This window comes from Exiguobacterium sp. USCH10 (assembly GCF_037619445.1).
In the GTDB taxonomy this organism is placed as follows: domain Bacteria; phylum Bacillota; class Bacilli; order Exiguobacteriales; family Exiguobacteriaceae; genus Exiguobacterium; species Exiguobacterium aestuarii_A.
The window spans coordinates 623725-646098 of record NZ_JAQPZO010000001.1; the positions used below are offsets into that span (position 1 = coordinate 623725).

Below are 22374 nucleotides of genomic sequence, written 5' to 3' on the forward strand. Positions count from 1 at the left end.
CAACTTTTGGAAAGCACCTAAGAAAAAGGAGGGCATGAACATGGAAGACATTCTCTATTATATGGACACGCTGTATGTACTCATCGCTGCATTGCTCGTATTGACGATGCAATTAGGTTTCGGATTACTCGAGACAGGGACGCTTCGGGCGAAGAACGCCGGTCACGTCGCGGTCAAACAAATTATCAGCCTCTCTGTGGCGGCACTCGCTTTTTGGGCGGTCGGATTCGGCCTCTCATTCGGTGACGGAACGACTTGGTTTGGAACAGAAGGATTCTTCTTAAGCGGATCGTTCACAAGCCTCGATTGGGCGAACGTATCAATCGACATCAAATTCTTATTCCAGTTATCATTCGTTGCGGTATCCCTCGCTATCGCTTGGGGTGGATTTGCGGAACGGGCTAAGCTTTCTGCCTACGTTCTCTTCGGTATCTTCTTCGTTGCCATCCTCTACCCGATTGTTGCACGCTCAGTATGGGCTGGCGGAATGCTCGGATCAATGGGGATGCAAGACTTCGCAGGTTCGGCGGTCGTTCACCTTCAAGGTGGGATGGCGGCTCTCATGGCGACTATCATCTTGAAACCACGTCGCAAGACGGAATCACTCGCTGGTCACAACCACGTGTTGACGGTCGTTGGCGGTCTCGTACTTTGGCTTTGCTGGTTCGGATTCAACGCTGGTTCAACGATGTCGGTCGCTGACGGATTCTTCGGTTACGTGGCGTTGACAACAATGCTCGCAACAGCAGCTGGTGCGCTTGGTGCTCTTGCCATTGTCATGCTCCACCGTAAAACGGCAGACATCCCGACGATCGTCAACGGTGTTCTCGGAGCACTCGTTGCTATCACAGCAGCTTGTGCGTTTGTAGAGCCTTGGGCAGCAGTCGTCATCGGTGCCCTCGCATCGATTGCAACATACGGAACAAGCATCTTGATGGCAAAATATGTGGACGACCCACTCTGCGCCTTCTCTGTACACGGCGTGGCTGGTATTATCGGGACACTCGCACTCGGTTTCTTCGCATCTCCTCGACTCGTCGAAATTACAGGTATCGGTTCTGCCGGTCTCTTCTACGGCGGCGGATTGACACAGCTCGGCGTTCAGACACTCGGCGTATTGATCGCCATGGTCATCGCTGGTGGCGGAAGCTACGCGTTCTTGAAACTCCTTGACGTCACAATCGGTCTTCGCGTTACAGAAGAACAAGAAGATGTCGGTCTCGATATCGCAGAGCATGGTGTATCAGCATATGGTGAAGTCGAAGAAACAACAGAGAAACCAGGACGCCTTCCGAAGATTCTCGGTTCGAGCGTATCGGTCATGTCTCCTAAAAAATAATTGGAACTAAGGAGGGGTTAGTCACCAAAATATGGTGACTAACCCTTTTTCGCTTTACACCAATTCAAATAACGGTAAAATGAAGTCGTGAAATTTTTACGCATCATGACTTTCACTGGAGGTATGACTTATAAACGCTCTTGATTTCGCACTATTCTTACTCGTTTTTATTTCCGTTATGATCTTCTTTTTTGTAAAGTTCATCAATCGACCGAAAAGAAGATGAACGACTATTAACATGTCAAAAAATCATCTATCGCTTAATACAAAATGAAAGACGAACGAGATGTTGTTTGAACCGTCTCGTTCGTCTATTTTTTTGTATATCTATTCGTCACTATTTACGTCAACCGTCTCAAGTAATAACGAATGACCACAATGGATAAAATCAGCCCGACTGCCGCGTCCCATGTCGCACCAAATCCAACCGAGGCGAGCACGAGCACGATGGATTGCACGATGAGTAACCGCATCGCCCACCACGAATAGCCTTCGATCCGCTCTTGACGGGTGATTGGTAGCCAGGACACAATGGAAATCGCCTCTAACCGTTTAAACAATGGAACGAGCTGTAACGCTGTCAGCCCTACAAATAGTGGTGTGACGAATCCTACATACCAACCGCCTGACATCCACATGACGATGAGCGCCACCGCCGTCAATCGAAGAATCAGGTCGAGGGAGTCGTTCGAACGAATAATCCGAAGACCGTACACGTAACGGGACGCATCGACGCGTTGGAGTACTCGTTTTTCGAGCAGCTTTGTCAGAAGTCGTCGTTCCCGCACTTCTTCTTTCAAGGTCGGCAAGTCGACGAACCAGCTGATGACTCGTTCAAACTGAGCCCGACTCTTCTCCTCAAGCGCCAACCAGTGTAAAAGTGGGATTCGTTCGTTTCGTTTTACATGTAAGAAAATGAACGGCATGAACGCGGGCACCCATGCCCACTCTGTCCAATCCATGAGAAGACATGCGCCGCTCACGAGCGCGAACGGGACGATGAGCCATTCGCGTACCCCTTCCACTTTTGCCAATCGACCTGCAGCCGACAGTAACATCATCGTGACAACGAACGATAATACCTCAATTCCCGTATAGCTCTCCGTCCGCACGAGAAGCGGCAATAAAATGAGTAAGACGAGAAGTGCTCGGATTGTCGCAAAGCCGATATTGAACAAGCGCACACCAATCATATAGGAACGAATCATCCCTAGTTCCGGGAGGAGGAACACTTGATCCGCCTCTTGGATAAACGTTCTCGGACGATGACCGAGCGGGATGAGAATGAGAACCGCTGCGGCAATCCACACCCCCGGAAACGTCCCATCAATTCGTTCTAAAAAGTTGTTGTAGACGAATGCCCCGTAAATCAAAGTGAAGTAGAGTGTGAACAAGAGTCCGCCGTTTGCGACGTAGCGACTATATTTGACGACCTCTTCCATCCAGTTGCCGAGTCTTGATGTAAATCGATTCATGACGACCGTTCCTCCGACGCAATCGCCTCTACATAAATGTCATCGAGTGTCGCATCAGGTGACAATTGATACTTGTCTCGCAACTGTGCGGCCGTCCCGTTCGCGATGACGACACCTTGATGAAGGAAGACGAAACGGTCGCAATGCCGCTCCGCTGTCTCAAGAATATGGGTCGACATCAAAATCGCACAGTCTTGTTTGTACTCATCAAACAGTTGGAGCAACTGACGAATCGCTAGTGGATCAAGACCGACGAACGGCTCATCGACGATGAGGAGCGGCGTCTTCGTCACAAGGGCGCATAAGATCATCGCCTTTTGTCGCATCCCTTTTGAAAAGACGGACGGGAACCAAGTAAGTTGTTTTTCCATTCGCATTTCTTTTGCTAAACGCTTCGTCCGTTCGGTCAATTCTTCAGGACTTACGTCATATGCTTTCCCCATCAACTCAATGTGTTCTTGTAAGGTTAACGTCTCGTATAAAATCGGTGTCTCCGGTATGTAACTTACTTTCTTACGATACCTTTTTTCTGAAGACTCTAATGTTTCTCCATCAATTTCGATTTTTCCGGATAGTGGTGACAAGAGACCCAAAATGTGTTTGATCGTCGTCGATTTTCCAGCTCCATTTAGCCCTATCAACCCAACGAGCTCTCCTTTTTTCACTTCAAACGAAACGTCGTGCAAAACTTGCTTTCCGATATATCCGCCGTTCAATCGATCGACGTGCAGCATGAAAACCACACCTTTCATTTTCAACTTTTTTTCGTGGTATATGTTTTAAATGTTGTCACATGGGAATAATCTGAACTGTAAGGCATTTTAAAATAAAACATCAATACTCCCATTGTTCCACAAAATCGTTGAAAAGAACAATGGGCAAACAGAGGAAGGAGAAATGAATGATGGGGTTTATTCTTTATTTGATTATCGGGGGTATCATCGGTTGGTTAGCAGGATTAATTCTAGGTAAAGACGTACCAGGTGGAATCATTGGTAACATCATCGCGGGGATTATCGGTGCTTGGTTGGGTGGACTCATCTTCGGTGATTTCGGACCAATCGTAGCGGATATCGCGATTATCCCAGCTCTTATCGGTGCGATTATCCTTATTTTGATTGTATCGTTCGTCATGAAATCAATGCGTAAAAAGTAATTATTTATGTACAGGAGGGGCTTCCAAAATGGAATGTCCCTCTTTTTTCATTGGATCAATAAATACATCGCGTCATTTTTTTCAATAAACTGCTTCTCTGTTTCAAGACCAAAGAACGTGAAGAATGATTCGAAGAAGGATTGACCGTAATCCCACTCTGTTCCGAGTTTGTGTTCTGTCTTTTCATTTGGTTCGCCGAGTAATGCAACCAAGTCGTCTGGTCGTTTATCAAGATCGATTAAAACTGACTGCACGTCTCCCTTTTCAAACACGACAGTCAATCGCTCATAATCCCATTCATCGTCACGTTTCCCATCTGGCTCTCCTAACGTTTCTTGAACCTTTCCTTCCGATTGTCCAATCAACGAATCAATCGTTTCTAACGGATGACCGGTTTGCGCTTCTACTTCGATCTCAATCAACTCTGCCCGCTTCAAATCGAACTGTCCCGCAATCGCTTCACTCGATTCCGGCATCAATGCATACTCGAGCGATTCAGGAGATGTTAATTGAATCGTCTCTGTTTCGGACACCGTCTCACCATTCGCCACGGCGACCGCCTTCACATCATAACTTCCTGGCATCTTCTCAAACGTGAATCGTCCGTTCGCTTCATCAATCCGACCGACGCGCTGCCCATCGACCCAAATATTCGTCAACGGTACGTCTGAAGTGACATCGATTCGTTGTGGCAATAACTCAATCCGATAATCTGAAAAGCCAAAGCGCCCTTCACCTGTATCAATCAATCGAAACAGCCCTTCCGCTTCCATGCCTTTCGTCCGATTCGCACGATCTTGTGCGACTTCGGCGATGGCATCGCCACGAATGGATTTTTCATCGTTCAGCCAGCCCATAAACCGCAGTGCCTCAGCACGCGTTAACGTTTCGCCTTGATATTCTATCTTTTCCTCAAAGAAAGCACGGTCTTCCTCTAATAAGGCCTCTTTAAATGCGACGTGAATCTTATCTTGCTCCGCCGCTGGTTTGTATCCATATATATAGAAGACAATGGCTCCGACTAAAATAGTGAAAATAGATAATAGAAGAATCATTTTGGAATGACGTTCTTTCTTTCGACTTCTTGTATACGACATCTTTTCGCCTCCTTTCTTCAGTGCTTACTTCAAGTATAAAAGGAATCATTCTCTCTTCCAATCGTTCTTGCGCCTGAATTTCCGTGGTATGATGAAACAGAAATGACTTTTTAGAATGGAGGAATATAGATGCATACCGATCCAACCTGTATCTTTTGCAAAATCGCTCAACAAGAAATCCCGTCGTATCGGGTATATGAAGATGAGGCGGTCGTCGCTTTCCTCGACCTCTCGCAAGTGACAAAAGGTCACACGCTCGTCATCCCGAAACATCATGCGAATAACGTTTACGAGCTACCTGAAGAGGTCGCAGCGGACGTCTTCAAACGCGTCCCGACCATCGCGAAGGCCATTCAACGCGAAACAGGGGCAATCGGCATGAACGTCTTGTCGAATGCTGAGGAAGTTGCCGGACAAACGGTCTATCACTTCCACATTCATTTAATTCCACGTTTCGGACACGAAGATGGATTCGGAGCAAAATGGATTACACAAAATGATGCTTTCACATCTGAAGAACTCACAACCCTCGCATCGAATATTCAATCACACGTTTAAGACAGACCGAGACCCGTCAATCGATGACGGGTCTCGTTTTTTATGATTGATTGATTGAATCAAGGTGACGTTTCCGTTCTTCTTCTAATTGCGCTCGCTCGACCTGAAGTTTGATTGCCACTTCGTATAACTGTTGACGCGTCTTAACAGATGTCGCTTGTTCAAATTCTTTTCGTAATTCGGTTAGACGGGTATCTATTTCAAGCATACGTTTTTCTCGTATCGATTCTTCGCGTGCCTGCTCTGTTTGTTTCGACGCTTCATACCCCGCCTCTAGTGTGTTCATAATGGAGTCGGCCCAAGTGTCATCTCCCAGTCGTTTCGCAGCGAGATACAGGTCAAGCATGTCATCTACCCAACGCTTCGCTTTCTCCACTGAGGATCACCTTCCTTTACCTGTATTTTAAAATAAAATGATTTTTCGGTCAAAATTGAATGTTCTGAAAAATTTTATTTGCGATATAGGTTTTTAATCACTCTTTTTTGGTAAAATAATATGAAAAGAATGTAATTCGGATTATCCGAGCTTGAGGAGGGGAATGTTTTGTCGAGTCGCCAACGTCGAGATTGGATTGCTTTCGGCTTTGTTTTAGCATTTTTAGGAGTTGCCACGTTTAAAAAACTGGCGAGAGGTACCGCAAACGATGCTGCTGCTCAACAACATCGAGCATCCACAATCACTACGCTAAAAGAACAATTTGGGAATGTGGCGAAACATGCATCGCAAGTTGCCGCCGCAGGGAAACTGCAAGGAAAAGAATTGACTGATCAAGTGAAAGCCGAAGTCGAACGCTATCAACAAGACATTCAGCCTTCAGTCGAGCGAATTCAAGGGAACCTTCAGGAACTCTCGAACGTACAGTCTGCTATGACTGACAACACTGTCAATCAAACACAGTGAGTGTTTGAGGTCATCGTCCGTCGATTACTTTTGATTTTTTATCCGGAAAGGATGGATCGAAATGGAACACGAAAAAGAATTCACTGGCCCTGAGGCCATGCTCTATAGCCACAAAATTATTCAATTGAGTAAGGCTTTGTGGAAAACCGTCGAAAAAGATTGGCAAAACTGGATTAAACCATTTGATTTAAACATCAATGAGCACCACATCTTATGGATTGCCCACGCGTTAGGCGGCGCATCGATCTCTGAAATTGCAAAATATGGCGTCATGCACGTCTCGACCGCTTTCAACTTCTCGAAGAAGTTAGAAGATCGTGGATTACTTACGTTTTCGAAAAAAGAGACGGACAAGCGAAACACGTATGTCCAATTGACACCTGAAGGAGAATCGTTGTTGCTTGAAACGATTCACGCGTTTGATCCAGAAGGAAACGGCGTATTCCGCGCTTCACTTCCGCTCCAAGAACTTTATGGCAAGTTCCCTGACTTAACAGACATGACGGCCATCGTGCGTCGTTTATATGGGGACAACTTCATGGATATCTTTGCTGAAACATCAAAAATGATCACAGAAGAGGCAGGCAGACGTCCTGATGAGGATGAACTCAGTCAAGAAGCCTAACCTGCCGATAGAGTGGCTCTGTGACGTCTAACTCGATTCCTTGACGGACGCATGCCCCAAGAATCGTTTTCACGTCGAGCCTTGAATCTAACATACCCACAAAATGGACGAGCAACGGTTCTATGGACGTAAACCCATAGCGCATTTGCTCGTTTTGTCGTGCCCGAATATCCTCAAGCAACTGATAAAACGCCTCTACATCCTGCTTCGTCAAGTTCGCTCGAATCACTTCATATTCAAACGGACGTTCTGTCCAATCAACAATCTCGAGTAAGATCTTCATCTGATATGATAAATGCTCGACCTTCTCTTCTAGTGACACTACCCTCACCCCATCATTTCACATTCTATTACATCATTATACGACAGGATTGTGTGCTATGATACTGTACAGACAAGAGAACAGCTGTCATGATTAGGAAAATGTGATATAGTCGGACTTAGAAACTTTAAAGAATTATTAGGGGTGGAATACATGTCAAACGGAATGACAAACGAACCAAAAAAGCAAGATAAAAAATTCTCAACCGGCGCTCTCGTCGGTGCATCTGCACTTGCACTGATCATCGGTGCTGGCGGCACATACGCAGCGACAAGCGCAGGCGGCGGAGAATCAGACGATTCAGCAGTCGTCACATATAAAGGCGGCGAAATCACACGCGGTGAAATCGCGGACATGAGTTACGACCGCATGGTGCCACAACTCGCATTCCAAGAGACGATGAATGCACTTCTTGAAAAAGAATATGGTGACCAAGTCGAGCAAGAAAAAGTAGATGAAGAGTTCAGCAAAACAGAAGAACAATTCAACTCAAAAGAAGAATTCGAACAAGCGATTCAACAAGCCGGCATGAGCGGCACAGAAGAGTTCAAAGAAGCGCTTCGCGGACAAATGCTTGTCGACGCAGCAAAATCTGAACTTGTCGACGTGACGGATGAAGAAGTTGAAGCACAGTTCGCAAAAGAAAACGTGGAAGTGGAAGCTAGCCACATCCTCGTCGAATCAGAAGAAGAAGCACAAGACATCATTAAACAGTTGAATGACGGTGCAGACTTCGCTGAACTCGCGAAAGAAAAATCAACAGATACAGGTTCTGGTGAAAAAGGTGGAGAGCTCGGTTACTTCTCTACAGGCACGATGGTACCTGAATTCGAAGAATATGCATTCAAAGAAGACGTGGTTGGAAAAGTCTCTGAGCCAATCCAATCGCAATTCGGTTTCCACGTCATTAAAGTGACAGACCGTAAAGAGAAAGACTTGAAACTCGAAGACGAGAAAGACCGTATTCGTGAAGAGTTAGCAACAGAAAAATCAGCTTCTGTCGATGCAAACAAAATTTACGCGGAGTTGATTGAAAAATACAACGTTGACGTAAAAGATGCAAAAGCAGAGCAACAATTTGACGCTGTCAAAGAAGCAATCAAAAACGCAGACGAGTCTTCTGAAGAGTCGACTGAACAATAAGACAAAAATGGCACTCCGTAATGGAGCGCCATTTTTTTATGGACATATTATAACTTTGGACGATAGAAGGCACGGTTATCGAGTGCCATGACACGCTCCGTAAACGTACCCGGTTCGACACCTTCATACGCTTTCTCGAACATGTTCATCCGCGCGTCGATGTTGTCGATGAAGAATAACATCTCCGCTTCAGGGAGTTGTGGCGTGTTCGCCGATCCCCACTCCGGTTTCCCATGATGACTTAAGACGAGATGTTGCAACAACGTTGTCACTTCTCGGTCCGTCCCGAGCTCACGTGAGACGACTTCTAGTTCAGATGCCATGAGTGAGAGATGGCCGAGCAACTTTCCTTCAAGCGTATACTCTGGGGTAATTGCATCCGATAACTCGATGACTTTCGCCAAGTCATGCAAGATCACTCCTGCAATCAACAGGTCTCGGTTCAACGATGGATACAGGTCACACATCGTGTCCGCAAGCTTCAGCATCGACATGACGTGGAATGCGAGTCCGGAATAGACTGCGTGATGATGTCGCACAGCAGCCGGATACGTGAAATATGCCTCTTCGTGACGATTGACGACTTCTTCAACGAGACGACGAATCTCATCGTGTTGAAGTGACGTGATGAACCCACGGATTGTCGTTTCAAGTTCCGACTTCGGAATCGGCGCCGACCGAACGTACGGAGCGATATCGACTTCTTGCTCGATGATTGAAATTTGCTTCAACTTCAATTGCGTCCGTCCACGATAGTCCATCACTTCACCGGCCGCATGGACGATTTTTTTCGTCGCATACTTTTCGGTATCCGAACTATCCCATAATTTCGTTTCGATTTCGCCACTCTCGTCGCAAAGGATTAATGTTAAATAAGGCTTTCCGTTCCCGGCAAGTCCCTTATACGATTGTTTGATCATGACATATTGGTCTAGCGTGTCGCCCACTTTGAGCTGACCGATTTTTGTCGTCAATGAAAGCACCTCTCTCTTGTTCAGTACCTTCATCTTATCGAAACTTTGCGACAGATGCCAACATTCCTGACAATTTGGGAATACTACTACTATAGCGAATTGGAGGAATAGACAATGGAATGGGATTGGTACACGCGCCCCGAGGATTATGTGGAAGTAGATTCTCGATATGCACCGGCCTATACGTATTGGCTCGAGCAGTTGACGACCGCAAGCGTCACAAAAATCGTGGTCGAGGATGGTTATATGTACGGGTCACTCACACTCGACTACGAGCAGTTAGAACGTGAGCCGCAGAAAATCGGGCACTATTTTATCGGTCCTGATTTTTTATGGACAATTGGATTTGACGATTTGCATCACGAATCGGTCCTTGCGAAAGACTGCAACTCACCGATTGAAGCGTTCTATGAATTGCTTGCCGAACGGATGAACAATTACTTTCACGGAATCGATGAATTCGAAGAACGACTTCTCGTGGCACAGCGAGAAATGGCAGGACAAGTTCCTGCCACGTTCATGAATGAAATCTTTGGTCTTCGGAGTGAAATCGAACGTTGGTCCGACACCGTCACTCCCTATAAAGAACTCGTCATGGCAGGACGTGAGGCCTTTCTCGATATCGACCTACAAACGTTGAGACCTTACCAACTCGCGGATTATCGAGTCAGTCGACTATTGACGCTCATCAATCATTATCAAGGTGACGTCATCGCGATGACAGACCTCGCCTCGACACTTTCTAACTTTCGGGGAAATGAAATCATGAAGGCACTCACCGTCTTCACAGCACTTACGACCCCTGTCGTCGCGTTCGGTGCCGTATGGGGAATGAACTTTAAAGCAATGCCTGAACTGGATTGGCCGTTTGGTTACGCGTTCGCCTGGTTAATGATTCTATTCTTCACTCTTATCATTCAAGTATGGTTGAAACGGAAGAATTGGATTGGTTCGTTGTTACAATTCCCGAATCAAACCACTTCATCAAAGAATAAAACGAAACAAAAATCTAAAAAAACGAACAAAAGTTCGTTATAATAAAGAAAAGAGATTTGCACAGGAAAGGTGATGTTATGGAACGACTCATCATTCATGTGGACATGGATGCCTTTTATGCCTCCGTCGAACAACGGGATCGTCCAAATTTACGTGGAAAACCTGTCATCGTCGGTGGACCACCTCACAGTCGTGGAGTCGTTGCCACTTGTTCATATGAAGCGAGGAAGTACGGCGTACACAGCGCGATGTCATCACGTCGCGCTTTTGCGTTGTGTCCACACGCCACGTTTGTCAAACCACGATTCCAAGCCTATCGACAAGTGAGCGCGCAGGTCATGGACATCTTTAAATCGGTCACCCCTCTCGTCGAACCTTTATCCCTTGATGAAGCCTACTTGGACGTGACCGAAAATACGCTGTTGAGCACATCAGGTCCCTATATCGCCCGCTATATTCTAGGAGAGATCAAACGTCGTACCGGTCTCACGGCATCCGCTGGCGTCGCACCTTCAAAATTCGTCGCAAAAATTGCGTCCGGCTTTGAAAAGCCGAACGGTCTTACCGTCGTCTCACCTGAGAAAGTCGCTGATTTTCTCTCTCCCCTCTCCATCGAAGCAATGCACGGTGTCGGGAAAGTGACCGCCCAAACGCTTAACAAAAGTGGCTATCATACAATCGGTGACCTTCAACAAGCTCGTCCCGAACAACTGAAGGCCATCTTTGGACATGATCGCGGGCAACAACTGTATGAACTAGCACATGGACGAGACACGCGTCCTGTCGTCGCCACGCGCGAGCGTAAGTCAATCGGGTCGGAAACGACGTTTGCGTTTGACATCGACGACCCCGAAGAAGTATTCGAACGGGTCATTCCCGAAATGGAAGACGTGTTGCGTCAGCTCGATCGCCGCGAACTGAGTTGCCAAACCGTCACCATCAAATTAAAGACGAGCGAGTTTCAGGCTAGAAGTCATCAAATCAAATTGAATCATCCGACGCATGACCATGACGAGATTCGACGACTAGCAAGACGCCTCTTCGATGAGATGAATGTCACCGAGCCCGTTCGCTTGATTGGACTGACCGTATCGGACTTGATTCCTCGAAATGAATCCACACGTCAACTGACATTTGACGAACTGACGAAACCTTCTCTTGAAGAATGAATGACCATTCATTAAAATAGAGAAAAAGGGGGTCGTGTGAATGGAGACATACACGGTGACAGGATTCGAGAATGATGGCACGCTCGTGTTGAACGAAATGTTCGAAGCAAGCGATGATCAATCAGCCAAACAGCAAGGGCTCGACATGCTTCGAGCAGCAGGGCATGAACATAAAGGCGCGCGCATCGTTCGCCGGGGACAACTCATCTATTTCGAACGTTGCAAATTACCGGGGAAATTAAAAGGAACGGCATCATAATGAAAGTAGACCGAGATTCTTGTTCTCGGTCTACTTTTTAATTTCCATATTTCTCATTCCATGCTTTCTGCCATTCCTGAATATCAGGGTGAATGTCCTCGAACGATTCCCCGCTCAAACTATATCCGCTCCCTAAACCCGATCCGTCTGTCACAGGGGATGACGTTCCCCCGATTACCTCTCCATCCACGACCATTACCGAGACAGCAGTCTGACCGGCGGGAGATTGTTCACCAATCGGATGATCTTTTACCGTAAAGTTTTCATAGTATATGGTCTTTCCAACGTATTCATCCGGTGACACAGATTGTACTCCCCAAGTGTTCTGTGCACGATCTTCCGTCAACTCATCTAAGGTTAACGTACTCATATACTCGCCTTCATATGAGACGATTGGGTACTGTTGTTTCTCAAGATACTGTTCAGCCACCCGCCCGTTCTCCGTCATCTCAGGTTTTGGTTCGGCCTTCTCTTCTTTCCCACAGGCTACTAGAAACAAGCAGAGGAAAACCAACATCCATTTTTTCATCGTCGTCCATCCTTTCATTTCCTGATCACTTTGCTTTCGTTATCCGCCCCCTAAATCCTGCTTAAAATGGAAAGAGAAACAGAATCATCAGGATTCCGACGATGCCGGTGAGTAGTTGCAACGGCACACCAACTTTGACGAAATCCATGAATCGATAGCCTCCTACACTAAACACCATCGCGTTCGTCGGAGAACCGAACGGTGTCATGAAAGCAAGGGATGCTGAAATGGCGACAGCGATGACGAACGGGACTGGACTGACCGCCATGGATTCCGATAGAGCGATGGCTAGCGGAATGAACAAGATAGCGGTCGCGGTGTTCGAGATGATTTGACTGAGGACCATCGTCGCAAGAAATAAGACGACGAGGACCCAGGCTGGCCCAAAGCCCGCGAACGACCGCCCAATCCAGTCGACAAGCCACGTCATGATGCCCGCCTTCTCAAGCGCCGTTCCTACCGGGATCATCGCGGCAATCAAGACGAGTGAAGACCATTGAATCGATTGATACGCAATGTCTAGGTGGCGCACGGCTCCGCTCATCACCATCGCCAGTGCCGCCAGCCAAACCGCAACGGTCGGATCAACCCATTCAAACACGAACAACGTCATCATCATAACCATGATCACACCTGCCGCAAGTTGATGATGACTCGACACCGTCCGATTCGCTACATCCGTCACCCGCTCGTTCGAGAGGAGTAGTCGTGCCTCTTGTTCAACCCGCTCTAAATCGTCCCACTTCCCTTGTACCATCAACAAGTCCCCTTGTTTTAGCGGCGTATCTTTCAGGTGTACTTGTGCAATTTCTTCTTGTGGGCGGATGACACGCAAGACGTTCACATGAAACTCATTCCGTAACTGGCTCTCATGAAGACATCTCCCTACAAGTTGACTCGACCCTGGAATCGTGAACATGACGATGCCACCGGTCTTGTCATAGACGTTTGTTGCCTCAACCTGCTGAAACGGAATGTGTTGTTGTTCCGAGAGAGAACGGACTCGCTGCTCATCCCCACTGACGAGGATCGACCCGGCACGCAATACGGTGTCAGCGCGAGCAGTTTCGTAATGCCGCCCTATCCCTTTCACTCGTTCCTTTAGTACGATGATACCGTCACGCGACCATTTCAATTCACTTAGTCGTTTGCCAATCAACGGATGTACCTCGTCAATCGACAGGACATACACGTTCGGGTTGATCGTCTCGATTGCACCGCCTCCATCCCATTCCCTTGAACGATAATCTTCGAGCAAGCGATTTCCGACGAGACGAAAATAGAACAAGCCGACAATCATCACGACCGCACCGATTGGGAGCAAAGAAAAGAAGCCGATCGGCACATCAATTAGACCTCGTAGCGATTCAGCTGCGACAAGGTTCGGCGGTGTCCCAATCAATGTCATCGTCCCTCCGATGCTCGAGAAGAAAGCAAGCGGCATCAGATACGTCTTTGCGGATCGTTTGATTTGTCGTGACATCGCCATGACGACAGGAATGAGCAATGCGACCGTCCCTGTGTTCGACATGACGCTTGAAAGCAAGGCGACGGTCAACATGAACAAATAAAAGAGTCGTGTCTCACTTCCGTTCGCGTACGGAATGAGTGCAGATGCCAATCGTTCCGCTAAACCGGAATGAAACAACCCTGCTCCAACGATGAACAGTCCAGCAATCATCAAGACGACTGAATTTGAGAATCCCGCCATCGCCTCACCCGGCGTCAATTGATTAGTTAGGACGAGACATAAAAGACCAATCAATGCGACCAAGTCTGCTCGGAGCCAACCTGTTATGAAAAAGAGAATCATCCCGAATAGAATGAGCACGGTCCACATGCCAGTTCACCCTTTCCCCATCATTCTACTTTCATTATAAATCCTCTATGAAAACGCTTACTTCAATCTTGTGACAATCTCATCAACAAAAAAACGGATGGCTCAATCGCCATCCGCTTTTCACATCTTATTGAACTTCGTTTTCATTTACCATCGGCGCGTAAAGCTCCTCAAGTGGTTTCATGATGATTTTCGTTACTTCTGTAACGAGCTGGTGCATGCGTTGCTCTTCTTGCATGAGCTCCATGATTAATTCGTTCTGTTGAACGCTCATCATTTTCGTTTGCGCATCCATCATTTCCTGCTCAGAGATTTCCTCTCCTTGCATTTGCTTTTGTTGAAGCGTCATTTGGATGTTACGGAAGTCAGCGAACAACTGGTTCGCTTCCGCATCCGCATTGACACGATCGTATAAAGAAGAGAGTGTTGTGAACTCTTCAGAATCGCGAAGTGCTTTCTCCAATTGGTAAGCTTGGTCGTACAAGTTTGTTTGTGACATGTAACGTCCTCCTAAATGCTATTAGGGTCTAGCTCATCATAAGATGGCAATTAACCCTTGAATCAACCCAATCATACCACCTAACAGCGCTCCAAGCCATGTTATTGCCCGGAACTCTCGTTTCGAGATCGATAAAACAATCTCTTCGAGGTACGAGGTGTCGAGTGACTGGACTTGTTGCTGTACGATTTGATCGATTTTTAAGCGATCCATAATCGTCTCCATTTGATTCGTGAAGCGCTCAATGACAATGGTGACCCCTTGAGGCACAAGTTCATCGACGACACGGGATTCGATGGACTCGGTATACGACGATACCGGTCGATCCAACAATTGCCCGATTGGCAACCGCGTGACGACTTGTTCGGTGATGCCATCGATGAGTCGAGCTTCTAATCGTTCATCAATCAACGTATCGACCGTCTTTTCACTGAATCGTTCGAACTCACGTGTAATCATCGTCGTCATGCCGTCACGAGTCGACTGACCTCGTAAAATATTGACGATTTCTGGTCGAACCATCTCGACAAAATTCATATTTTGAATGAATCCTGCGATAAACCCAAGTCGACGTTGAACGAACGAATCGACCATATGGCGAAGTTGCGCCTCACCTTCAGGAGAGTAAAAATACTCTTCCGATTTGACGAGAAGTGCTTCAACAATTTCAGGAATGACTGCCCGTACGCGGTCCATCCCTTCTTCTCCAAGCAATTCAAACAACTTCCGTTCTTTCACGTCGGCCATGACGCTCGTTAGCTCGTCACGTAACTTTTCATCCGCCGACATAAGGATGCGTGCCTCTGCGTTCGGGTAGAGGGGTTCTACGAGTTCTCGAACGGTTTTATCCGAGCGTAGCATCGCCTGAACTTCTTGTTGCGCAAAGTGTGTAATATGCGTCGTCACTTGATCATCCAGTAATCGTTTTCGCATGCCTTCCGGTGTCAATAAGTGTTTGACGACCGTTTTCCCTAAGCTAGATGCCAATTCATCCCGACGCTTTGGAATGAGACCTGGTGTAAAAGGAATCCGGAATGAACCGATATATTTCGGTTCATGTGGTCGGAACAACATCTTGATGGCGAGAAAGTTCGTCACGCCACCAATCGTCGCCCCAATCACAATCATGAGTAAAATCTTTAATAACCCGTCCAAACTGCAAGCCTCCGATCTGAAATATGATACATTGTTGATGAGGTGATAGTATTGAATACGTTTGATCGTATTAAAGCGATTTTTCCGACTGCTGTCCATCGGTCGGAAGATGCATCTGGTGACCTTGACTGGTTCGAGACGCAAGATGGTACCATATTTGGGCTCCCAACATTCGAATTGACCGAACGTGAACAACAATTGCTCCGCATGTGGGCGACCCCGTTCCTTCAGTCCGACCCACATCAGCGAAAATGGCAAGAACGCCTTCAAGATGAGACGTACCGTCTTGAACAATCGTTTCGGCTCATCTCGCTTTCGCTCCAAGAAGCAGAAGAGGAAGCGTTCGAATCATTCATCAGCATTATCCACGACTTCATGCCACATGCTGAAATCGTGTTGATCACAACCAAACATATCGAACTTATCGAACGAGACACGTTTGTCGACCTTCAGGAGTTCGAGGACGTCTTGCGTGCCATCGCTAGCGATTGCTTCATCGAAGCACACGCTGTCTATAGCGAACGTTCTCAAGGTCCTCTCGCCCGTGTGTATCGTCAACATCAACTGCTCATGCCATACGCTCGTCTATCTACTAAAACTTACCCTGCTAGTCAATTATTATACCATTATTTACTACAAGAGCAGGACTTAAAAGAGCGGAACCATATTACGGCCTCACTCATGGAGATGCTTGATCTATCGACGATTGAACTGCTTGAGGCGTTGTTCAGTCATTCATTGAACGTCTCCCATACGGCCAAAGCGCTCTTCATGCATCGAAACACGCTGAATTATCGACTTGATCGTCTGTTCGAGACGACGGGTTATGATGCACGGAAGTTCTATGACGCGAGTCTCCTTCAACTAATGGTCACGTTGCACAAATCCGATTGACGGTTTTTGTGCAACTTGTCTGTATTCAATGCAAGCGGTTTCATCATATAATCGTTCTTGTAAGCGCTATTATACACACACAGATTCTTTAGGAGGCTAACGACATGGCAGAAATTCGTTTAGAACATATTGATAAAATTTACGATGGTGGCGTCAAAGCCGTCAGCGATTTCAACTTACACATTAAAGACCGTGAGTTCATCGTCTTCGTCGGACCGTCTGGTTGCGGTAAATCGACGACACTTCGTATGATTGCAGGTCTTGAAGAGATTTCAAACGGTGACTTTATCATTGACGGGAAACGAATGAACGACGTCGCTCCTAAAGATCGTGATATCGCCATGGTCTTCCAAAACTACGCACTCTATCCGCACATGAGTGTCTACGACAACATGGCGTTCGGTTTGAAGCTCCGTAAGTTCCCGAAAGACGAGATTGACCGTCGCGTAAAAGATGCTGCTCGTATTCTCGGTTTGGAAGAGTACCTTGAGCGTAAACCAAAAGCGCTCTCAGGTGGACAACGTCAGCGTGTTGCCATCGGTCGTGCCATCGTCCGTGACGCAAAAGTCTTCTTGATGGATGAGCCGCTCTCGAACTTGGATGCAAAACTTCGTGTACAAATGCGTAAAGAAATCATCCAACTTCACAATCGTTTGGATACAACGACAATCTACGTTACCCACGACCAAACAGAAGCGATGACACTCGCAACGCGCATCGTCATCTTGAAAGATGGTCTTATCCAACAAGTCGGTTCGCCGAAAGAAGTATACGACAACCCAGACAACATCTTCGTCGCTGGTTTCATCGGTTCACCTTCGATGAACTTCTTCCGCGGTACACTCGCTGAAGGTAAATTCATCACGAACGGTGAAGAAGTCAACGTTCCAGAAGGAAAAATGAAAACACTCCGTGACCGTGGCTATGTCGGAAAAGAACTCGTCCTCGGGATTCGTCCAGAATCAATCCATGATGAGCCAATCTACATCGACTCACCAACGACACACACGTTCAAAGCGCACATCGACGTCGCTGAGCTCATGGGTTCTGAGTCTTACCTCTACGCTGAACTTGGTGGACAACAGTTCACAGCACGCGTTGACGGCCGCTCGAACATCCACATGGGTGACGATGTCGAACTCGCACTCGATATGACAAAAGCACACTTCTTCGACGGAGAGACAGAACAAGTCATCCGTTAAGCCATACAAAAAGCCTCGATTCGTCTGAATCGAGGCTTTTTCTTATCGAATCGCGTAACGCTGTTCGAGTTTGTGTTGACCGGCTTGAATCAAAGTCGATAAGATCCAATAAATCGAAGCCGAGAACAAGAGTAACGGCATGACCAAATACGTCGTTGCGGCAATTTGGTCAGACACATACGTTAACTCCTGAACCGCGATGACCGAACCGAGTGACGTCGACTTGATGATGTCGATGACCGAGTTCGAGACAGGCGGGATGGCGCGAGAGAGCGCCTGTGGGAAAATGATGTCTTTGAAACGCTTCATTTTCGGGATTCCTAGCGCGACACTCGCCTCTACCTGTCCTTTGTCGACAGAGTTGATGGCTGCCCGGAAAGCTTCCGAGATATAGGCCGCAAAGTGGAATCCAAGTCCGAAGATGAGCGCCTGCATCCCACTGAGTTGCACGAACCCAGTGAGACCGACATACAAAATCAATAATTGAAGTAAGAGCGGTGTTCCACGGAAGAACGAAATGTACGTCCGCGTGAACAACCGTACAATTTTAATCGGGCTACTATGAAGTAAAGCGATGATCAGACCGAGCGCCAAGGCGAGAAGAATCGACAGGACACTGGCGATCAACGTGAGCTGGACGGCTTCAAGATAGACCGAGCGGTTATCTATGACGGTCGTGATCAGTTCATTCATTGACTGATGTCCTCACCGAAGTACTTCTCACCGATTTCCTGCATCGTACCGTCTTCTTTCATTTCCGCAAGTGCATCGTTCAACTTCTCGAGAACGTCGCTATCTTGACGTGTCATGAATCCAGCTTCACTTGTGTTAAAGATGTCACCGACTGCTTTGACGTCATAGCCTGTTTTTTCAAGCTCTGTCAAGATGAAGAGACGGTCGTTCAATGCTGCATCAAGACGACCGACTTCGAGGTCTTGAAGCACTTGGTTCGCCCCTTTGTAGTATTTCACTTCAGCGCCAGCTTCTTCAGCCATTTGTGCATAGACTGAACCTTGTGTCGATCCGACTAATTTGCCGTCGAGGTCTTCTACGCCTTGGATGTCGTTGTTATCCGAACCAACGATGACTTGAGCTCCTGATACCGCATACGGGTCAGAGAACGCATACTTCTCTTCACGCTCAGGTGTGATGCTCATTTGGTTGGCAATCATGTCAATTCGTTCTGCATCAAGTGCTGGAACGAGTCCTTTGAAATCCATTGCCTCATACTCTACTTTATAACCGGCACGTTCTGCCGCTTCGTTCAAGACGTCGATATCATATCCCATCAATTCACCTTTATCTTTGTATGTGAACGGTGGGTATGTCGCCTCTGTCCCGACAGTGATGACTGCTTCGTCCGCTCCACTGTCTGTCTCGTTACCGCAAGCTGCGAGAAGCCCGACTGAAGCTCCGATTGCGAGTACGCTTGTTAATGTCTTTTTCATGATGATTCCGCCTTTCCTATAATCCTTATATGATTACACGGTTTTAAACAATAACCTCATCATACTGGCGTGATGTCTTCATGTCAAACAAAAAACATCACCCTATCGCTAGAGTGATGTCTCTCATCAATCGATGGCTTTCGCCTGTTTCATGACGTCCTCTTCAATTGCTTCACGTTTCGATGTCGTCTTCTCGGCACGATCCGCATGAACACTAAAGTAAAACTTGATTTTCGGCTCAGTGCCAGATGGGCGAAGGCAGAACCAAGACCCGTCGGCAAAGACGAATTTCAAGACGTTCGATGACGGCAACTCGATTGCTTCAGACGTGTTCGTCCGTAAGTCAGTCGCCACTTGTTTCTTATAGTCTTCGAAACGAACGACTTCGTATCCCCCGACTTCTTTCGGCGGATTGGAACGGAACGCTTCCATCATACGACCGATTTGTTCGAGACCGGCTTTCCCTTTCAATGTCATCGACTGTAATGACTCTTCGTAGAAACCGTACTTCTCATAAATCGACTGCAACGCATCGTAAAGCGTCCGATCGTGCTTTTTATGGTATGCCGCCATCTCTGCTGCGAGTAGACAAGCCTGAACGGCATCTTTGTCACGGCAGAAGTCACCAATCAAATAGCCGTAGCTTTCTTCATAGCCAAAGAGGAATTCATATTCGCCTGATTCCTCGTATTGTTTGATTTTCTCCCCGATGAACTTGAATCCTGTCAACGTGTTCTCAAGATGCACGCCGTATGCTTTCGCAATCGCAGCCCCGAGTTCTGACGTGACAATCGTCTTGGCGACGAAACCATTCGATGGGAGTGTTCCCGTCTCGCTCTTTTGTGAAAGGATGTACTCCATCAGGAGCGCACCTGTCTGGTTCCCGGTCAAGACGAACCATTCCCCATCACGCCCACGTACCGTCAATCCGACACGGTCCGCATCCGGGTCCGTCGCCATGAGCAAATCAGCCCCGACGCGATCCCCGTATTCCATCGCCAGTTTAAACGCAGCTTTTTCTTCTGGGTTCGGATAACTGACGGTCGGGAAAGCACCATCTGGTTCTGCTTGCTCTTCTACAATCGTCACATGGTCAAACCCATACGCTTTCAACCCTTCCATGACCGGACGGCGTCCCGTCCCGTGGAGTGGCGAATACACGATTTGAAGAGGGCTGTCCTGTACGTCACGATGAATCCGAATCGACTGGAGTGCTTCCATATAAGCCTCATCGACGGACGGGTCCACTGTGACGAGTAGTCCTGTTTGACGAAGCGCCGCCTCATCTTCGATATCAATCTTCAACTCATCTTCAATCGCATTGACGTAACTGACAAGTTCATCCGCTTCTGCTGGCGGAAGCTGTCCACCGTCTGCCCCATACACTTTGAACCCATTGTATTCAGGCGGGTTGTGACTCGCCGTGATGACGATACCACCGAACGCATTCAAATGACGTACGGCAAACGAGAGTTCCGGTGTAGCGCGCAAACTTGGGAACAAGTACGTCTTGATCCCATTTGATGCAAGCGTCCGTGCCGCCTCTAATGCAAACTCTGGTGAAAAATGACGCGAATCATGGGCGATCACGACGCCGTGACGTTTTGCTTCTTCTCCCGAAGCTGCGATAAAGTCAGCAAAGCCTTGTGACGCTTTTCGAATCGTGTATACGTTCATTCGGTTCGCACCCGGTCCGATTTCTCCGCGCATTCCGCCTGTCCCGAACTCAAGCGTCTTATAAAATGCGTCTTCTAACGTTGTCTCATCTTTTGCGAGTTCCTCAAGTTCCGCTCGTAAATGCGGCTCAAGTCCTTTAAATTGATTCCAACGGTCATACGTTTGTTGCCATGTCATGATTCATTCCCCTTTCACCCTTAAAAAATTCAATCGAAGTACTCGCCAATTGCTTCCATCTTGTATACGATGAGAGTAACGAAACCTCGAGGTGATATTAATGTTTCCAACAATGCGTGCCCAAGAATTAAAACAAATCGTGCATACGAACTCGATTCGTTTCATCGATTGCCGATATTCGCTAAACGACGCGTCCTATGGTAAATATGTCTACCGAAAGGGACACCTTCCGAACGCCGTCTTTCTCGATTTGATGGAAGACTTGTCCGGTCCGCTCGGCGAACATGGCGGACGTCATCCGCTTCCTTCAAAAGAAGCGTGGACGGCAACGCTCCGTCGCATCGGCTTGAAAAAAGAAGATTTGGTCGTCATTTATGATGACGGCTTCCCATTCGCAGCTCGTGCGTGGTGGCTCTTCAAGTGGGCCGGTCACGAACGTGTCGTCGTCCTAGAAGGCGGTATTCAATCTGGCATCACTTATTGCGGTGAGACCACGACCGACGTGCCGAACTATCCAGCGAGTGACTATGCCCCAGATTTTCAAGACGACATGATTGCGACACTCGAAGAAGTGAAAGCCGCCTCGAGCGGTACACTCTATGATTCGCGAACAGAAGATCGGTTTAACGGGACACATGAACCGATTGACCAAAAGGCAGGTCATATCCCGAACGCATTGCTCTGTTCTTATGCCGAGGCCATCACAGAGCTAGGCACATTAGAAGACTTTCACGATTTAAAAGAACTTTACAAGGATGTTCTTTCCGTCGACAATCCAATCTTTTATTGCGGTAGCGGCGTGACCGCCTGCGTCAATATTCTGGCGCTTCACGCTCTCGGTAAAGACGATGTTCGACTTTACCCCGGATCCTATTCTGACTGGATCAGCTATCCAGAAAACGAGGTCCACCCATAACGGGTGGATCGTTTTTATTTTAC

The 22374-nt window shown here is 47.4% G+C and carries 25 protein-coding genes; 12 read left to right on the forward strand and 13 right to left on the reverse strand.

Annotation, left to right across the window (positions count from 1 at the left end):
- Positions 1-34: 34 nt before the first annotated feature.
- The gene (locus tag PQI28_RS03125) at positions 35-1339 is read left to right on the forward strand and encodes an ammonium transporter (protein ID WP_224860203.1); all 1305 of its coding nucleotides are present in this window, start codon (positions 35-37) and stop codon (positions 1337-1339) included.
- Between the two features lie 341 nt (positions 1340-1680).
- On the opposite strand, the gene PQI28_RS03130 is transcribed toward PQI28_RS03125, so the two are convergent.
- Positions 1681-2814 carry an ABC transporter permease gene (locus tag PQI28_RS03130; protein WP_339962513.1) on the reverse strand — a complete coding sequence of 378 codons (1134 nt, stop codon included), beginning with the start codon at positions 2812-2814 and terminating at the stop codon, positions 1681-1683.
- Positions 2811-3548, reverse strand: a complete 738-nt coding sequence (locus PQI28_RS03135) for an ABC transporter ATP-binding protein (RefSeq protein ID WP_263600772.1) — start codon at positions 3546-3548, stop codon at positions 2811-2813. The genes PQI28_RS03130 and PQI28_RS03135 overlap by 4 nt, the downstream gene beginning before the upstream one ends.
- Positions 3549-3718: 170 nt before the next feature.
- Here PQI28_RS03135 and PQI28_RS03140 point away from each other — a divergent pair, with 170 nt between their 5' ends.
- Positions 3719-3970, forward strand: coding sequence for a GlsB/YeaQ/YmgE family stress response membrane protein (locus tag PQI28_RS03140; RefSeq protein ID WP_031421191.1), 252 nt, complete (start codon positions 3719-3721; stop codon positions 3968-3970).
- Between the two features lie 47 nt (positions 3971-4017).
- Here PQI28_RS03140 and PQI28_RS03145 read toward each other — a convergent pair whose 3' ends face one another.
- Entirely contained in the window at positions 4018-5067 is a 1050-nt protein-coding gene (locus PQI28_RS03145) for a hypothetical protein (RefSeq protein WP_339962514.1), read from the reverse strand.
- Between the two features lie 129 nt (positions 5068-5196).
- Here PQI28_RS03145 and PQI28_RS03150 point away from each other — a divergent pair, with 129 nt between their 5' ends.
- Positions 5197-5625 carry an HIT family protein gene (locus PQI28_RS03150; protein ID WP_339962516.1) on the forward strand — a complete coding sequence of 143 codons (429 nt, stop codon included), beginning with the start codon at positions 5197-5199 and terminating at the stop codon, positions 5623-5625.
- A gap of 40 nt (positions 5626-5665) precedes the next feature.
- Here the strand turns inward: PQI28_RS03150 and PQI28_RS03155 are convergent, their stop codons facing one another.
- Entirely contained in the window at positions 5666-6001 is a 336-nt protein-coding gene (locus PQI28_RS03155; RefSeq protein ID WP_214696207.1) for a hypothetical protein, read from the reverse strand.
- 168 nt (positions 6002-6169) lie between these two features.
- Between PQI28_RS03155 and PQI28_RS03160 the strand changes: the two genes are divergently transcribed.
- Together PQI28_RS03160 and PQI28_RS03165 are read left to right on the forward strand one after the other, a co-directional pair.
- Positions 6170-6526 carry a hypothetical protein gene (locus PQI28_RS03160; RefSeq protein WP_074032623.1) on the forward strand — a complete coding sequence of 119 codons (357 nt, stop codon included), beginning with the start codon at positions 6170-6172 and terminating at the stop codon, positions 6524-6526.
- 61 nt (positions 6527-6587) lie between these two features.
- Positions 6588-7151 carry an HTH-type transcriptional regulator Hpr gene (locus PQI28_RS03165; RefSeq protein WP_015880933.1) on the forward strand — a complete coding sequence of 188 codons (564 nt, stop codon included), beginning with the start codon at positions 6588-6590 and terminating at the stop codon, positions 7149-7151.
- Here the strand turns inward: PQI28_RS03165 and PQI28_RS03170 are convergent.
- Positions 7135-7473, reverse strand: a complete 339-nt coding sequence (locus PQI28_RS03170) for a DUF1878 family protein (RefSeq protein WP_339962517.1) — start codon at positions 7471-7473, stop codon at positions 7135-7137. The genes PQI28_RS03165 and PQI28_RS03170 overlap by 17 nt on opposite strands.
- A 153-nt stretch (positions 7474-7626) precedes the next feature.
- Here PQI28_RS03170 and PQI28_RS03175 point away from each other — a divergent pair, with 153 nt between their 5' ends.
- Positions 7627-8616: a peptidylprolyl isomerase gene (locus PQI28_RS03175; protein ID WP_339962518.1), complete on the forward strand. Its 990-nt coding sequence runs from the start codon at positions 7627-7629 to the stop codon at positions 8614-8616.
- A gap of 47 nt (positions 8617-8663) precedes the next feature.
- Here the strand turns inward: PQI28_RS03175 and PQI28_RS03180 are convergent, their stop codons facing one another.
- Positions 8664-9623, reverse strand: coding sequence for an HD domain-containing protein (locus PQI28_RS03180; RefSeq protein ID WP_224860190.1), 960 nt, complete (start codon positions 9621-9623; stop codon positions 8664-8666).
- Positions 9624-9704: 81 nt separating this feature from the next.
- On the opposite strand from PQI28_RS03180, the gene PQI28_RS03185 reads away from it, so the two are divergent.
- From PQI28_RS03185 to PQI28_RS03195, 3 genes are read left to right on the forward strand one after another with little or no spacing between them, the layout of a single operon-like run.
- Positions 9705-10628, forward strand: a complete 924-nt coding sequence (locus PQI28_RS03185; protein ID WP_224860188.1) for a magnesium transporter CorA family protein — start codon at positions 9705-9707, stop codon at positions 10626-10628.
- Positions 10629-10663: 35 nt separating this feature from the next.
- The gene (dinB, locus tag PQI28_RS03190; protein ID WP_224860186.1) at positions 10664-11755 is read left to right on the forward strand and encodes a DNA polymerase IV; all 1092 of its coding nucleotides are present in this window, start codon (positions 10664-10666) and stop codon (positions 11753-11755) included.
- Positions 11756-11795: 40 nt separating this feature from the next.
- Positions 11796-12014, forward strand: coding sequence for a YhzD family protein (locus PQI28_RS03195; RefSeq protein WP_074032616.1), 219 nt, complete (start codon positions 11796-11798; stop codon positions 12012-12014).
- 37 nt (positions 12015-12051) lie between these two features.
- On the opposite strand, the gene PQI28_RS03200 is transcribed toward PQI28_RS03195, so the two are convergent.
- The 4 genes from PQI28_RS03200 to PQI28_RS03215 all read right to left on the reverse strand — a co-directional run bounded on the left by PQI28_RS03200 (position 12052) and on the right by PQI28_RS03215 (position 16010).
- Positions 12052-12543, reverse strand: a complete 492-nt coding sequence (locus PQI28_RS03200) for a hypothetical protein (RefSeq protein ID WP_339962519.1) — start codon at positions 12541-12543, stop codon at positions 12052-12054.
- A gap of 61 nt (positions 12544-12604) precedes the next feature.
- Positions 12605-14383, reverse strand: coding sequence for an SLC13 family permease (locus PQI28_RS03205; protein WP_339962520.1), 1779 nt, complete (start codon positions 14381-14383; stop codon positions 12605-12607).
- 127 nt (positions 14384-14510) lie between these two features.
- Positions 14511-14882, reverse strand: a complete 372-nt coding sequence (locus PQI28_RS03210; RefSeq protein ID WP_074032614.1) for a YlbF family regulator — start codon at positions 14880-14882, stop codon at positions 14511-14513.
- 36 nt (positions 14883-14918) lie between these two features.
- On the reverse strand, positions 14919-16010 hold the full coding sequence (locus PQI28_RS03215; RefSeq protein WP_445236743.1) for a DUF445 domain-containing protein: 1092 nt from the start codon (positions 16008-16010) through the stop codon (positions 14919-14921).
- 69 nt (positions 16011-16079) lie between these two features.
- Between PQI28_RS03215 and PQI28_RS03220 the strand changes: the two genes are divergently transcribed.
- Complete coding sequence (locus PQI28_RS03220; protein ID WP_339962522.1) at positions 16080-16931, forward strand: PucR family transcriptional regulator; 852 nt, start codon at positions 16080-16082, stop codon at positions 16929-16931.
- 104 nt (positions 16932-17035) lie between these two features.
- A complete protein-coding gene (locus tag PQI28_RS03225; protein WP_214875186.1) occupies positions 17036-18133 on the forward strand; it encodes an ABC transporter ATP-binding protein in 1098 nt (365 codons plus the stop codon).
- 42 nt (positions 18134-18175) lie between these two features.
- Here PQI28_RS03225 and PQI28_RS03230 read toward each other — a convergent pair whose 3' ends face one another.
- The 3 genes from PQI28_RS03230 to PQI28_RS03240 all read right to left on the reverse strand — a co-directional run bounded on the left by PQI28_RS03230 (position 18176) and on the right by PQI28_RS03240 (position 21435).
- Entirely contained in the window at positions 18176-18826 is a 651-nt protein-coding gene (locus tag PQI28_RS03230) for an amino acid ABC transporter permease (protein WP_015880920.1), read from the reverse strand.
- On the reverse strand, positions 18823-19581 hold the full coding sequence (locus tag PQI28_RS03235) for a transporter substrate-binding domain-containing protein (protein ID WP_074032611.1): 759 nt from the start codon (positions 19579-19581) through the stop codon (positions 18823-18825). The genes PQI28_RS03230 and PQI28_RS03235 overlap by 4 nt, the downstream gene beginning before the upstream one ends.
- Before the next feature lie 126 nt (positions 19582-19707).
- Positions 19708-21435: a phospho-sugar mutase gene (locus PQI28_RS03240; RefSeq protein ID WP_339962524.1), complete on the reverse strand. Its 1728-nt coding sequence runs from the start codon at positions 21433-21435 to the stop codon at positions 19708-19710.
- A gap of 100 nt (positions 21436-21535) precedes the next feature.
- Here PQI28_RS03240 and PQI28_RS03245 point away from each other — a divergent pair, with 100 nt between their 5' ends.
- Complete coding sequence (locus PQI28_RS03245) at positions 21536-22351, forward strand: sulfurtransferase (protein WP_337874635.1); 816 nt, start codon at positions 21536-21538, stop codon at positions 22349-22351.
- Positions 22352-22374: the final 23 nt, after the last annotated feature.